10 protein-coding genes are annotated in these 14,522 nt (G+C 57.0%); 5 read left to right on the top strand and 5 right to left on the bottom strand.

All coding sequences use genetic code 11. The features are described from left to right. Window positions 1-94 precede the first annotated feature (94 nt). The 3 genes from QEV83_RS18220 (at window position 95) to QEV83_RS18230 (ending at window position 3,675) form a co-directional block, all read left to right on the top strand. On the top strand, window positions 95-676 hold the full coding sequence (locus tag QEV83_RS18220; RefSeq protein ID WP_280129064.1) for a carbonic anhydrase: 582 nt from the start codon (window positions 95-97) through the stop codon (window positions 674-676). Between the two features lie 1,072 nt (window positions 677-1,748). After that, window positions 1,749-2,818, top strand: a protein-coding gene (locus QEV83_RS18225) for an IS630 family transposase (RefSeq protein WP_280127821.1) whose coding sequence is annotated in 2 segments (ribosomal slippage) — window positions 1,749-2,235 and window positions 2,235-2,818 — 1,071 coding nt in all. Because the reading frame shifts where the segments join, the coding sequence is not laid out codon by codon here. Continuing rightward, entirely contained in the window at window positions 2,815-3,675 is an 861-nt protein-coding gene (locus QEV83_RS18230; RefSeq protein WP_280129065.1) for a LysR family transcriptional regulator, read from the top strand. The genes QEV83_RS18225 and QEV83_RS18230 overlap by 4 nt, the downstream gene beginning before the upstream one ends. A 599-nt stretch (window positions 3,676-4,274) precedes the next feature. Here the strand turns inward: QEV83_RS18230 and QEV83_RS18235 are convergent. The 5 genes from QEV83_RS18235 to QEV83_RS18255 form a co-directional block, all read right to left on the bottom strand. Then, a complete protein-coding gene (locus QEV83_RS18235; protein ID WP_280129066.1) occupies window positions 4,275-6,950 on the bottom strand; it encodes a heavy metal translocating P-type ATPase in 2,676 nt (891 codons plus the stop codon). Window positions 6,951-7,077: 127 nt separating this feature from the next. Next, window positions 7,078-7,326, bottom strand: a complete 249-nt coding sequence (locus tag QEV83_RS18240) for a heavy metal-associated domain-containing protein (RefSeq protein WP_280129067.1) — start codon at window positions 7,324-7,326, stop codon at window positions 7,078-7,080. 109 nt (window positions 7,327-7,435) lie between these two features. Continuing rightward, the gene (locus QEV83_RS18245; protein ID WP_280129068.1) at window positions 7,436-9,109 is read right to left on the bottom strand and encodes a sulfite exporter TauE/SafE family protein; all 1,674 of its coding nucleotides are present in this window, start codon (window positions 9,107-9,109) and stop codon (window positions 7,436-7,438) included. A gap of 476 nt (window positions 9,110-9,585) precedes the next feature. Next, a complete protein-coding gene (locus tag QEV83_RS18250; protein WP_280129069.1) occupies window positions 9,586-12,816 on the bottom strand; it encodes an efflux RND transporter permease subunit in 3,231 nt (1,076 codons plus the stop codon). Continuing rightward, complete coding sequence (locus tag QEV83_RS18255) at window positions 12,813-13,808, bottom strand: efflux RND transporter periplasmic adaptor subunit (protein WP_280129070.1); 996 nt, start codon at window positions 13,806-13,808, stop codon at window positions 12,813-12,815. Before QEV83_RS18255 ends, QEV83_RS18250 begins: the two co-directional genes overlap by 4 nt. Window positions 13,809-13,887: 79 nt before the next feature. Between QEV83_RS18255 and QEV83_RS18260 the strand changes: the two genes are divergently transcribed. Further along, a complete protein-coding gene (locus QEV83_RS18260) occupies window positions 13,888-14,202 on the top strand; it encodes a metalloregulator ArsR/SmtB family transcription factor (protein ID WP_280129071.1) in 315 nt (104 codons plus the stop codon). Then, window positions 14,199-14,402 carry a DUF2892 domain-containing protein gene (locus QEV83_RS18265; protein ID WP_280129072.1) on the top strand — a complete coding sequence of 68 codons (204 nt, stop codon included), beginning with the start codon at window positions 14,199-14,201 and terminating at the stop codon, window positions 14,400-14,402. Before QEV83_RS18260 ends, QEV83_RS18265 begins: the two co-directional genes overlap by 4 nt. The last annotated feature ends 120 nt before the right edge of the window (window positions 14,403-14,522 follow it).

Below are 14,522 nucleotides of genomic sequence, written 5' to 3' on the forward strand. Positions count from 1 at the left end.
TTCTCTTTTGCCTCGCGTACCGTCACCTTGATGCGCCAATATCAGCGCATAAACAACAAGCGCAGGTAGCAAATCTGCCGCGGAGGAAACGTAAATGTCGGTTTTGCCGGAGGTTTTGAAGGCCAATGAGGCCTATGCCGCGAGTTTTGGCGCCAAATCTCAATTGGCCCTGCCGCCCGCGCGGCGATTCGCCATCCTCACCTGCATGGATGCGCGTCTCGATCCAGCAAAATATGCCGGACTTGCCGAGGGCGATGCGCATGTGATCCGCAACGCGGGCGGGCGCGCCAGCGACGACGCAGTCCGTTCCTTGGTGATTTCCTACAAGCTACTCGGCACCAAGGAATGGTTCGTCGTGCATCATTCCGATTGCGGCATGCAGCTTTTCGACGACGAGATCATCAGCAACCTACTCGACCAGAGCCTCGAAGGCGCGACGATCGACGAAACAGGCTGGCATGATTACGGGCACGGTCCTGGCAGTGGACACGGCCATTACGTGAAATGGTTGACATTTAAAGACCTCGCGAAAAGCGTTGTGGACGACGTCAAACGTATTCGTTCGTACCCGCTGGTGCCCGGCCATATTCCGATTTATGGCTATTACTACGATGTGAAGAGCGGCCATCTGGTCGAAGTGCCGGAGGCAACGGCGGCCGGCAAGGCTACGGTTTGAATGCAGCTACGGGTTCGGGGATCCAAACGCTAAACGGGGCGCAAGCTCAAAGGGCAGGGGATTTTGAACTACGCCTTGCGTTTGGGGGGCTGTGGTGCAGTCTTGAGGGGTCAACCAAACGAAGGCTCGGGAATCCATTTCGTATAAAGCGTCGAGAACTGCATTCCTAATTTCAGATGCAGTTTTGTCGTTGATGCGAAACTTTCCAAGTCTGAACTGATGTTTCCCAATGCATGTTGTATGCAGAGAAATTGCCTGGCCGACCGATGAGACGCCTTATTGCTATCGAGTGTGGTCTTGCTCGGCTGTTTGCTTTGGCGTCTGAAGGGCCGCCGATAAAAGCGGAGTGGCAGTCCAACGACCCTTGGCCTTGAAGTAGTTTTCGTCGACGCTCTAGAACCAGTCGGTCAGCCGTCTCGTGTCACCCATATCCCGTCGATTGCGTTCTTTGCACCAGAAGCATTCATAGCATGTGGTTGCGAGCATTAGTAGAAAACACACACATAATTGTACTTCATTATGCGTAGGGATGCCAAATTTACCGTGGTGGACGGAGTGTAGCTGCGAAACTATAAATAGTGAACGCCACTACACATATTGAAAATTACAAATTGTTCTCCCGATTTACAAGTAGTTCTGCTTTTAAACCAAGTAATTATTGATGCTTGCGAACAACGATTTTTTCTTTAAAACGATCATACCAAAATGTGTCACTAGCGCAGAGCGGTTCAAATCCCCCATTGCCACATTCAAACCGGCCCACTACCGAAATTCATATAGCTCACAAATCTCTTCGGCTTTCCTCGAAGTAGACTTTCTTCCATCAACTATCGCGCCTAGGTGTTTGCGGCCTGTGCCGAGATTGATCCCGCTGGGCTAAACCGCATGACGCGGGCTCATTCTTAAATCCACTTGATCGCACCGTCTCACCCTTTAAATCGGTGGCACCGATGCCGATATTGAATGTGCATGGAACTCTATCAGATTATACTAATGGCCCCGCGGGATGACTCATTGAGTGGATTCCCTTGGCGGCGGTTTTCTGATTCCCTTGGCGCGGAGGATTCGCGCCATGCCATCAGCGGTGAAATTGCGAGAGGACTATTTGGCCAAGGAGCTTCGGGTGTTGGCCCGGCGCTCAAAGAACGTCAACCAGAGTCGCCGGCTGTTATCGCTGGCGGCAGTGCGGGACGGGATGGATCGGAGGGCGGCGGCCAAGATCGGCGGGATGGATCGGCAGACGCTGCGCGACTGGGTCCATCGCTTCAACGCCACCGGGCCAGAGGGCCTCATCGACAACTGGACAGAGGGCCCCGCGCCGCGCCTGTCAGCCGCGCAGTTGGCCGAGTTCGCGACAATCGTCGAGGCCGGGCCGGATCGTGAGAAGGATGGCGTCGTGCGTTGGCGCCGGGTGGACCTCAGGCGCATCATCGCCGAGAGGTTCGGCGTCGACTTCCACGAGCGCTACGTTGGAAAGCTTTTGAAGAAGCTCGGCTTCTCGCACATCAGCGCAAGGCCGCGCCATCCAGCCCAGGACGAACAGATCGTCGAGGCGTTCAAAAAAACTTCCCGCGCGCGCTGAAGGCTCATCTCGACAAACTGCCAGAGACGACGCCGGTCGAAGTCTGGTTCCAGGACGAAGCCCGGATCGGCCAGAAGAATGGCCTCGTCCGCCAGTGGGCCAGGCGTGGAACGAGGCCAAGGCAGCCCGCCGACCAGCGCTACGACAACGCCTATCTGTTTGGCGCGATCTGCCCCGCCCGCGGCGTTGGGGCGGCCCTCGCGTTGCCTTATGCGGACACCGGCATGATGCAGCTCCATCTCGACGAAATCTCGCACAACGTCGCCAAGGGTGCGCATGCCGTCCTGCTGCTCGACAGGGCCGGATGGCACACCACCAGCCAGCTCAACGTGCCCGAAAACATCACGCCGATCTTCCTGCCTTCGCGCGCGCCGGAACTGAACCCGGTCGAGAACATCTGGCAGTATCTGCGTCAGAACTGGCTCTCAAACACCGTCTTCGAAAATTACGATGCCATCATCGACGCAGCCTGCGCCGCCTGGCGAAAGCTCATAGCCCAGCCTGAAACAATCACATCCATCGGGATGCGAGAATGGGCTCACGTCGGTCAGTCGCTATGACCTTTGGTATTAGACACTTTATCGCCGTCATCGAGGCAGGCAGTTTCACGAAAGGCGCTCAACTAGCAGCAGTTTCGCAGCCGGCTGTGTCGGCAAGCGTCGCGAGACTCGAAGCCGAACTTGAAGTTAAGCTAATTGATCGGCGCTGCACTCCGGTAGTCCCAACTGCCGCGGGGCGACGTTTGTTCGAATCTGGCAAAGCAATTCTGGGTGCATGCAATACGTTGAAGGCCGATCTCAAAACGATCGTCGCTCCAAAACTTCTGAGAATTGGAATACTGCAGTCCCTCTCAAGTCGACACGTTTCCAAGCTGCTGAGCTCTTTTCGGCGAGCTAACCCATATTTGTCAATTGAGGTGTTCGATGGTTCTTGTGACCAATTAGTCGAACTTCTCGTTGACCAGAAGCTCGACACTGTGCTCACGATTCTAGACGGCGACGCCACGAAGTTCGCTAGTCGCGCTCTCTTCAAAGAGCCGTACTTTTTAGCTGTTCCAGAAGATCATCGCTTCGCGCGGCAACAAACCGTAAAGCTTTCCGATCTTCACAACGAACCTTTCATCGTGCGGACAGGCAGCGATAGGTTCCAAGACGGGACCAACGAGCTTGCCTCGCACGGCATCAAGATACGAGTTGTCTCCCAAACCGACCAATTTGACAGATCGATGGCTCTCGTCGCCGCCGGAATAGGTCTAGCACTTGTTCCCGCTTGCTTCTCGATGCCAGCTGTTAAGCAGGTGCCGGTTTCGGGCTTAGGCATCGTCAGAATATTTGGTCTATTATGGTTGCGTGAACGAGAGGATCATGACCTCGAGGAATTCATCGAGTTCGCCGAGGGCCATGGCTGGACCCCGTAGGAAGGGGGGGCACTTGTGAGGAAGCTCTCTCCTCGGTCACTAAGTATTTGTAAGCCTTGTTGCACGTATATACCGAATTTCCACCGGCGTGCTGAACGAGATTGACGAACGGCGATTTCTGCTTGGAGTGTTATCGTGTTGTTCTGGAAGTCGTCGCTGGTGTAATGGTTGCCCCGATCCGAATCGGATCATCGGTACACTCGCAGGCTACCGATGGAACCGGGGCATGCGCTTCGATGACTAATCGGTCCGTCATCATTTAATTCATCGCGAAGCCGATGACTGGTTAGCTAAACGGATCGAGGACGACAGCCAGTCTTTAATTATGTAAATGACAGGCACCGACTGCTGTCCAGCAAGCTGCCGCCCTACACAGGCCACACGAAGCCAAACAGCCGCTCCGAAGCGACAGACCGACAGCTTGTTGCGTAAAGACCAAGAGTTTGCGGCTGGCAATCGAGGCCCTTCATAACGTGATCGTCTACCACCAAGGCAAATCAGGACAATAAGGTCATTTGGGCGACCGCGGTCATCCTTAAGGAAGAAGGCGATGAAGCGGCGCCAGCGTCCGAGCCCGGACATAATTTCAACTAAACCGCCTATTCCGCTAGCGCTTGCCGCAATTCCTCCTTCCCTACCAATGGCACCACGCTTTGCAGCGGTGGCATGAAATGCCGCAGTCGCAGCGCATTCGTCACCACGAAGACCGAGGAAAACGCCATGGCGCCCGCCCCCAGCATTGGCGACAGCAGGATGCCGAATGCAGGGTAAAGCACCCCTGCCGCAACCGGAATCAGAATCATATTATAGGCGAAAGCCCAGAAGAGATTCTGCTTGATGTTGCGCATCGTGACCCGGCTCAGCGCCACTGCCGCCGCCGCCCCGCCGAGGTCACCCGACATCAAAACGACGTCGGCCGCTTCGATGGCGACATCCGTGCCGCCGCCGATAGCAAGACCGACATCGGCTTCCGCCAGCGCCGGCGCATCATTGATGCCATCGCCAACGAAGGCGATCGCGCGATGCCGCGCACGGAGTTCGTGCAACGCATTGATCTTGCCTTCCGGCAGGACTTCGGCGACGACCGTGCCGATCCCGACCTCCCTGGCGACCGCTTCGGCTGTACGGCGATTGTCGCCGGTCACCATGATGACTTCGAGCCCTTGCGCGCGCAAGGCCCCCACCGCCCGCCGCGCATTTGGCGCAATGGGGTCGGCGATGACGACAAGCCCCGCGAGCTTGCCATCGATTGCCGCGTAAAGCGGAGATTTTGCATCCTCGCCAAAACGCGCGGCCGCCTCGGCGAAGGCCGCGATATCGACGCCTTGCGCCGCCATGAAACGATCCGCACCGACCGCGACATGGTGCCATTCGACCATGGCTTCGGCGCCAAGGCCTGGCCGCGCGGCGAAGTTGACCGCCTGCGCAGTGACCGACCCAGCTTCTTCACTGGTTCCGGCCGGATGCTGGATATGCTTTGTGAGCCTTGACCAAGACAAGAACCTCCGCCACGCCGAAACATGCCGTTTCATGTGAAGGTTCGATTGGTCGGCAACGCCCGGCGGCTCTTTACCAGCCACCCCGGCCTCCTTTGCCGCAGCGGTGATCGCCATCGCAATTGGATGCTCGGAACGCGCCTCCACAGCCGCGACGAAGGCGAGAACCTCCATCTGGTCGAAACCGGGAGCGACAAGAAAATCCGTCAATTCTGGGCGGCCCTTGGTGATCGTTCCAGTCTTGTCCAAGGCGATCGCGCTCACATTCGCAAGCGCCTGCAAGGCGTCTCCCTTGCGAAAGAGGACGCCCAATTCGGCGCCGCGTCCCGTACCGACCATGATCGATGTTGGCGTGGCGAGGCCCATGGCGCAGGGGCAGGCAATGATCAGCACGGCGACCATCTGGATCAGCGCATAGCTCAACGAAGGTGCCGGCCCGAGCCAAAACCAGAGTGCGAAGGTCAAAGCAGCGACGCCAATCACAGCCGGCACAAACCAGGCGGTCACCTTGTCCACGAGGGCCTGGATCGGCAATTTTGCGCCCTGCGCTTGCTCGACCATGCGGATGATCTGCGCCAGCACAGTGTCAGAGCCAGTCTTGGTAACCCGGAAGGAAAAACTTCCCGTTCTGTTGATCGTCCCGCCAACCACATTGGCGCCGGCGCCCTTGGTGACCGGTCCAGGTTCTCCGGTCAGCATCGATTCGTCGACAAAGGAAGAGCCTTCGACCACCTGTCCATCAACCGGCACTTTTTCGCCCGGCTTGACCAGAATGATGTCCCCCGCGACGACGTCCTCTAGAGCGATGTCAACCGGCGCTCCCTCTCGCAGGACGCGCGCGGTCTTGGGCTTTAGGCCAATCAAATGTTCAATGGCCGCACCGGTGCGGCCCTTCGCTCGCGCTTCTAAACTCCGGCCAAGCAAGATCAACGTCACGATCACGGCGGCGGATTCAAAATAGACATGCGAGGTTCCAGCCGGAAACAGGCTCGGCGTGAAGGTCACGAGCGCAGAATAAGCGAAGGCGGTGCCGGCGCCGAGAGCGACCAGCGCGTTCATATCGGGTGTGCCGCGCCACAGTGCCGGGAATCCCGTGGTGAAAAAGCGCAGGCCCGGCCCGAACAGGACCAACGCCGTCAAAATGAATTGAATAATCCGGCTCGCCTGCATGCCGATCGTCGTCATGACGAGACTATGAACGGCGGGAAAAAGATGCGAGCCCATCTCGATCGCGAAAACGGGCGCCGTCAGAACGGTGGCGATCAGAAGCTCGCGCGTGAGATCGTGTGATTCCTTGCCGCGCCGGTCGGCGCTTGATGACGCGGGCGCGCCCAGCTTAATCTCACGTGCCGGATAACCAGCGGATGCCGCCGCCTTGGCGAGAGCGTCGGCATTCGTCGCCCCCGCCACAAAGCGCACCGTTCCGGTCCTGGCAGCGAGATTGACATTGGCCTTGATCACGCCGGGAACTTTCTTGAACGCTTTTTCGACATGGTTCACGCAGGACGCGCAGCTCATTTTATCGATATCGAACCGCGCTGTTTCAATCGCGGCCCCATAACCCGCCTTGCCGATCGCAGCGACGACCGCCGCTATATCGGGAGCTCCCGAAAAAACCACCTCGGCCCGTTGCGTTGCGAGATTAACCGACGCCAAGGCGACGCCTGGCGTGGTGGCAATCGCTTTCTCGACCCGCGCGACGCAGGAGGCGCAGGTCATGCCTTCGATACCGAGGCTGAATCCGGCGGCTTGCTTCGAAGCGGCAGAAAGAGAAGACATTGGCGATTTCCTTCAGCACATGATCCACGAAAGTGGAAACCCGTTTCGCGGCAAGATCATCCGAAATATGAAACCCCGGGATATGATGCGGTAAATCTGATCGCAAAATGTTCCGAGGATTGTAACGTTAGGCCGCGTTCTCAACCATGCACTCATAGCCAGCCTCGCCAATCGCAGCGATGACCGCCGCTATATCGGGGACCCCCGCAAAGACCACATTGGCCCGTTTTGCCGCGAGATCGACGGAGACCGAGGCAACGCTTGGCGTGGCGGAAATCGCCTTCTCAACGCGCCCCACACAGGACTCGCAGGCCATACCCTCGACACGAATGCTGAAAGCTTTGGGATTCTTAGGATCGGAGGGGAGAGAGGACATCGGCAGTTTCCTTCACAAACAGTTGAGCTAACGGCAGCCCTTTGGATCGTAGATCAGACTGGTCCGGCACAAAAACAAGGGTCGCCGAAGCCGCGAGGAGGCGAAGCGATCACTGGCTCTTCTTCGAACTGCCGTTGGCGGGTAAATTTGGCAGATAAAGAATTTGGCCAGATTTCAACTTTTTGAGATTGAGACCTGGATTTGCGCTCTCGACCTCGCGCCATTTCGTCGCATCCCCATACCGCTTGCGAGCAATCTTGGAGAGTGTATCGCCCGCCGTCACTTTATACATCTCTGGGATTCCGGCGTTTTTTGCTTGAACAGACGGTTCTTCCGTGGAAGCTGGCGCTCGCGCGGTCATGTTGCCGGAAGGCTGTGGCAGCGGCTTGTCCATGCCCGCAACACTGGGAGGTTTCTCTGTGATCGCCGGTTCCGCGATCACCTCAAATTGTCCATGCAGCATACCCATCCAACAGCTCCAAGGAATGAGGCCTGTTTCGTTGGGTGTGAACTCTATCGTCTGTACCCCCTCCTTGACATCAAATTCTAATCCCAGCTTGGGGACGACAATGCGTCTGTTGCATTCCGTGACTTCCTTGCCGTCGATGACCCATTTGACGGGAATCCCTTGGCGCAACACGAAATGATTTGGCTCAAATCCCGATTTGATGACATCCATCGTGATGGTTTGAAAATGGTCCACCATCGGTGACGTGGGAGGCGGACTCTCCGCCCAACCAAGCTTGCTGGATGCCGACGTCATGACCGATTGCAAATCGTAACCCGCACCGGTCAGGATCAGTCCACGGTTGATCATGACCGCCCCCAACAGAATCAAAATCACACCCGAGGCCCGCAACAATTGATGGGTCAGAGCTCCCGAGATGAGACTGCTCAGGAATCCGAAGCTCAGCAAGACCGGAAGTGTTCCGATACCAAAGGTGAAGAGCATCTTGGCGCCCTCAAGGGCGCTGCCGGTTCCCGCCGCCATCACATACATGGCCTGTAACGGGCCGCAGGCGATCATCAGGCCATTCAACAGGCCAATCATGAAAGGACGCTTGCGGCTGCGGGTCTGCTGGCCGGATAAAACCCACGAAAGCGAGGCGGGGAGCTTAAGCCGGATTTTGCGCAGAACTGGAAAGATGTTCAACATATTCAGGCCGAAGATGAGCAAAAATATTCCGGCCGAAACACCCGCGACACCTCGCAGCATGGGCGTAAAGGCAACAATGGCGCCCAAAAGCCCGAACAAAGCGCCGATGACGGTATAAGAGAGGGTTTTTCCCGCGCCATAAAGCAGATGCGACAGATGAGAGCTTTGTCCCAAGCGCGCGTCGCCAGCCGTGTAGCTCAGAACAAAGCCGCCGCACATGCCGACGCAATGAAACCCGGTCAGAAGACCCAGGACCAGAATGAGGCCTAAGCTCATATGCTGGCTGACATCGGGCACGCCATTCTGGCTAATCCATTTGGTATCGAGAAAAATGAGGAAGACGACACCAAGAATGCCTAAAACAGCTGCACCGAGCTTCTTGAAGTTATTGCGCGGGACCTCGGTATCAGCCGGAAGAGTACAGCGGTAGCCCTTCCGCGCGATCGCCGCGCAGATGTCCTCGACATTTGTCAATGCTGGATCGAAGACGACCGCGACCGTCTCGGTCGGATAGTCTGCCTTGACATGCTGCACGCCGACGACCTTGCCCACGGAGTCTTCGATGATATGTTCGCAGCCCGAGCAATGCATTCCCCGTGCATGAATGTTAACGCGGTGCGTGCTCATTGCATGATACGAATCTTGTTTAGAATAACTGGCCCAAGAACGGCCTTGTGTGTCGGCGAAGCGAACGAATCGCAGGAAACGCTCGCGCCACCCAGCGAATTCCTTCTATTTTGGTCAGGAACCCACGCAATATCGCATTTTCTTTTGCGGTTCACGTGTCGCGCCGCGACGAGCATGACATCGGCAATTAAAGGCCTGACCCAGGGCGTCGTAGTGATGTCAACTTTCATGCACTGCCCAATACGTCACATGCTTCGCTAAGCTCTATAACGTATCCGTCGCGAGATATCCGCCACAACGATCACAACGATCTACATTGGCGGCAGCACGGCTACCCGATAACCGCCGTGTTAGCGAAAGGTTGGCGTGATTTCCAATGTGGGGAAAACTAATCGTTGCAGGAGTCTCTCCGTGATATGATTCCATCCGCTCAAGAGTCGGTTGTCTCCGCAAAGCTACCGGCATGAAACCCAGCGTCAGATCTCGCCCATTTCTCTGTAATCATCGCGTAGCCACACATAGACGGCCGGGATCACAAGGACCGTAAGGGCGGTGGAAGAGGCGAGGCCGAAGACCAAGGAGATAGCAAGTCCCTGAAAAATCGGGTCAGCCATGATGAATGCCGCACCGATCATTGCCGCTGCGGCGGTCAAAAAGATTGGCTTGAAGCGGATGGCGCCGGCTTCAAGGAGTGCCTGACGCAGCACCGTCCCCTCGGCACGCCGGCGACGAATAAAATCCACCAGCAAAATCGAGTTGCGCACAATAATACCGGCAAGCGCGATAAATCCGATCATTGACGTTGCGGTGAAGGGCGCTTTCATAAGCCAATGGCCCAACACGATTCCGATGAGGGTCAGGGGCACCGGGATGAGGATCACGAGCGGCAAGCGGAACGAGCCGAATTGAGCGACGACCAGCAGATAGATCCCAAGAATCGCGACGGCAAACGCAGCACCCATGTCGCGGAACGTGACATAGGTCACTTCCCATTCACCATCCCACAGCAACGACGTTTTTGACTCATCGAGTGGCTGACCGTGATAGTGAATTTTAGGTGCACCGTCTTTGCCCCAATCCATTTTCTTCATCTGATCCTCGACGGCGAGCATCCCGTAAACGGGAGCCTCAAATCGCCCCGCGACCTCGGCCTGTACCATCCCAGCGAAACGGCCATCACGGCGGAACAGGCTGTAGGAGGCTGGTTCGCGTTTTACTGTTACGACGTCACCGAGTTCCACATTCTTCCCCTGGCGTGCGGTCCCTCCAGCGGGCAAAGGCGTCGAGAGAATGCGCTCGCCTATCCACTCGGCGCGCTTCGGCAGCTTGACATCAATCTCGATCGGCTTCGTGCCATAACCACGCTGGGAGTAGCCGACCTTCACCCCGCCGATGATGGCGGCGATCGTGTCATAAACAGCTTGCTCATCGACGCCATAGAATTCCAGATTCTCCTGGTTGATCGAAAAACGCAGCCGATCGCTTGGCTGATGGAAGGTATCGTCTACATCGACTATGAAATCCACCTTTTGGAACGCCTCGCGCACCTTAGCCGCCGCCGCGCGTCGCGCTGCCTCGTCGGGTCCATAGACTTCGGCAAGCAGCGTTGCGAGAACCGGCGGACCGGGAGGGACTTCGACGACTTTGACGATGGTGCCCGCCGGTTTCGGCAGGTCGGACAGACGTTGACGAACGTCAAGTGCAATGGTGTGGCTTGCTCGCTTGCGCTCGCTCTTCGGTAGCAAATTAACCTGGAGATCGCCCTGTTCCGGGCCGCTTCTGAGATAAGAATGCCGAACGAGGCCGTTAAAATTGAAGGGTGCGGCGGTGCCAGCATAGGCCTGGATAGACGTCAGCTCAGGCAGATCCTTGAGCCGGTCGGATGCGGCCATCAGGAAACGCTGGGTGTCTTCGAGGGTCGTTCCTTGCGGTAGATCGACAACTACTTGAAGCTCCGACTTGTTGTCGAAGGGAAGAAGCTTGACGGTGACATTTTTGGTCGCGAACAGAACGCAGACACCGACTGTGGCCGTTGTAACAACGAGCAGGAAGACTTTGGAACGGCGCCGGCCTGTTAGCAGTGGCCTCGCGATTTTGAGATAAAAGCGTCCCATGGCACCAATATCATGTGCCTCATGCGTTGCCGTGCCGGCTGACGTCTGAGACTCGAACCGGCGTCGCGCGATGTGATAGAGAAGCCAAGGGGTTATGGTGACGGCGACGAAGAAGGAAAACAGCATCGCCATGGATGCATTCGCCGGGATAGGGCTCATATAGGGACCCATGAGTCCGCTCACGAACATCATTGGCAGCAACGCCACGATGATGGTGAGGGTCGCGACAACCGTGGGATTGCCGACTTCGGCGACAGCCTCCACTGCCGTGGTGACAAGATCCTTGTCACCACGGGTCTGCCAATGCCGAACAATATTCTCGACCACGACGATCGCGTCGTCGACCAGAATGCCGATCGAGAAAATGAGTGCGAAGAGGCTAACCCGGTTGATCGTGTAGCCCATCATCCAAGAGGCGAAAAGTGTAAGGAGGATGATGGTTGGGATGACGACAAGTACGACAATTCCCTCGCGCCATCCGACCGCGACCGTGATAAGCGCGACGATAGAGAGAGTTGCGAGAGCGAGATGGAAGAGCAACTCATTGGCCTTCTCGGTGGCGGTCTCGCCGTAGTTGCGGCTCACCGTCACGGAAACGTCCTTAGGAACAAGCCGCCCCTGCACGGTTTTGAGCTTCGCGAGGAGTTGGTCGGCCACGACGACCGCGTTAGCTCCCTTGCGTTTGGCGAACGCAATAGTCACGGTTGGGCGACGATCCAGCGTCCCCGAAGCCGTACGGGTGAGGGTCCAAGCGCGATGGTCTGGCTCGGCCGCGCCGACGATCACGTCGGCGACATCCTTGACATAGACCGGACGCCCTTCGCGTGAGGTGAGAAGGAGAAGACCAATGTCCGGCACCCCCTGAAGTGTTTGGCCGGCGACGACGGGAGTGTTCTTATTGTTCTGCTCAAAGGCACCGACCAGGAACGAGCGGTTGGCGTTGGTCAGCTTGTCGACGAGCTGGTTCAAGGTAATGCCGTAGAGGGCAAGCCGCTCGGGATCGGGCTCTACTCGGATCTGGTTCGGACTGCCGCCGACGATATAGGTGAAGCCGATATCGTCGGTTTTGACGAGTTCATGCTGAAGTTCCTGGGCGATCTGGTACAGTCCATTGTCGTCCCAGCGGGCCACGGCTTCCGGTTTGGGCTCAAGGGTGAGTGTCACGATTGCCACGTCGTTGATCCCACGGCCGATGATGACCGGCTCTGGAATGCCTTTGGGTAAATCGGCGATATTGGCGCGAATCTTCTCATGCACGCGCAGAAGCGCGGTGTCTTCGTCAGTTCCAACGAAAAAGCGCGCGGTCGTAACGACGGAATCGTCCTGAGTGGTCGAATAGACGTGCTCGACTCCGTTGATCGCTTTGACGATGTCTTCGAGTGGCTTGGTAATGAGCTCGATGGCATCACCCGCCTTGTAGCCGTTGGCGGTGATCATAATGTCGACCATGGGCACGCTGATCTGCGGTTCTTCCTCGCGCGGCAACCCGAGCAGCGCCAGGCAACCGACGATCAAAGCCGCCAGCAGGAGAAGTGGCGTCAGCGGCGAAGTGATGGAGGCGCGGGTTAGATGCCCGGATATCCCAAGTTTCATGGTGTGATCACCACGTCGCCTTCGTGAAGCCCAGCTAGGATTTCAAGACCGCCTTCAACGGGCAGACCGACTTGCACAACGACTTCCGTACCATCCTTCAATTTCACATAGCTCACCCCGAACCTTCGATAGACAGCGTCTTCTGGGACAACGAGCGCCTCGCGCGTTCCGGTGGCGATGTAGACACGGGTACGCTCGCCGACGAAGTAATCTCCAAGGCTCTCGACCTCGACATCCGCGATGACCCGGCCTTGTTCGATCGCTGGATAGACCAGAACGACATGACCGCGTCGTAGCGTCTCCTGCTGTTGCACCTGAAGTCCCCGTGCTCCGATCAAAATCGTGTCGCCTGTCTTCATAAACTGGGCATGCCGCTCGGGAAGTTGTAATCGCAAAATGTAATTGTTGATCGCGATTGTAACGATCGTCTCTCCGGGCATGACAACGGTGCCTTCGGAAACCGGCACCTTGAGCACTCGCCCCGTCCCTGGCGCAAGGACGGCACCTTGCGATACTTGCTCTTCGATGACTTGCCGGTCCGACAACAGCGCCTGAAGGGTGCGTTGGGCGACATCGAGACTCGTCTTCGTCTGGTCCACTTGGGCCTGCGACGAAACGTTTGCGGCCCGCAGCTTCTGAACACGATCGAAATTGATCTGCGCCTGATCTCGATTGGCTTGTTGAGCCTGGATGCGCGATTGAAGGGCTTGCATTTGCAACAGCAGCTTTTGGTCCGCGACCACGGCGATATGTTCGTTTGCGTTGACCCAAGAACCCTCCTTGACTGTGAGCGAGGTGATCGTTCCTTCGATCCGGGCTCGTGCGACCAATTGACGTACCGGCTCGACAGTAGCGATTACAGCCTTTCGATCATCAACCGCCCGTAGCCGTACGGTTTGCTCTGCCGCGAAACCGGCCGACACGCCGGCGTTCAGCAAGAACAAAGCGCCGGTCACGTTTAAAATGGTGATGGTGGAAGGGCTGCGGGGCACGCGGTTGGCTCCTGATCATTCGCTGGTCTTGACATATATATTAGACGAGACTAAATTAGCAAGTATGGATGAACAAGTGATGCAGGCCAACGCATGTGCGGCGGCTGCTTTTCTGAAAGTTCTCGCCAATGACCGGCGGTTGATGATTCTGTGCGAACTTTTGAAGGGCGAGCGGACGGTTGGCGAACTCGAGGAGATCGTGGATCTCAGCCAATCGGCTTTGTCGCAGCACCTTGCGAGATTGCGTCGCAGCCATCTTGTGAAAACCAGGCGCGAGTCGCAGACGATTCATTATTCAATAGCGGACCCTGGCGTGACAAAGGTCATCGGGGCTCTCTACGACCTCTATTGCGGCCCAGAAAGCGGCCGCGACTCAAAAAGGAAACGGAAATGACGATCGATCGCGCGGTTATGGTGTTTGCAGGATGCATGATCCTCTTGAGCTTGGCATTGAGCCAGCTCCATAGCGCTTACTGGCTGCTTCTCACGGCCGCCGTGGGGATTCAACTGATACAGTCGGCGTTCACCGGCTTTTGCCCGGCCGCTATGCTTTTCAAGCGACTTGGGTTGCGGCCGGGCAACGCGTTTTGCTGATTCTCTAAGGCTTCGGGACACCGGATAAGCGCCTGCCGGAACAGTTTCCGGCAGGCGCGAAGAAATGGCCTTCCCGAAAGCACGTACAAAACTAAAAACAAAAACTGAAAGGGAGAAACG

It is taken from the genome of Methylocapsa sp. D3K7 (genome assembly GCF_029855125.1).
GTDB lineage: Bacteria > Pseudomonadota > Alphaproteobacteria > Rhizobiales > Beijerinckiaceae > Methylocapsa.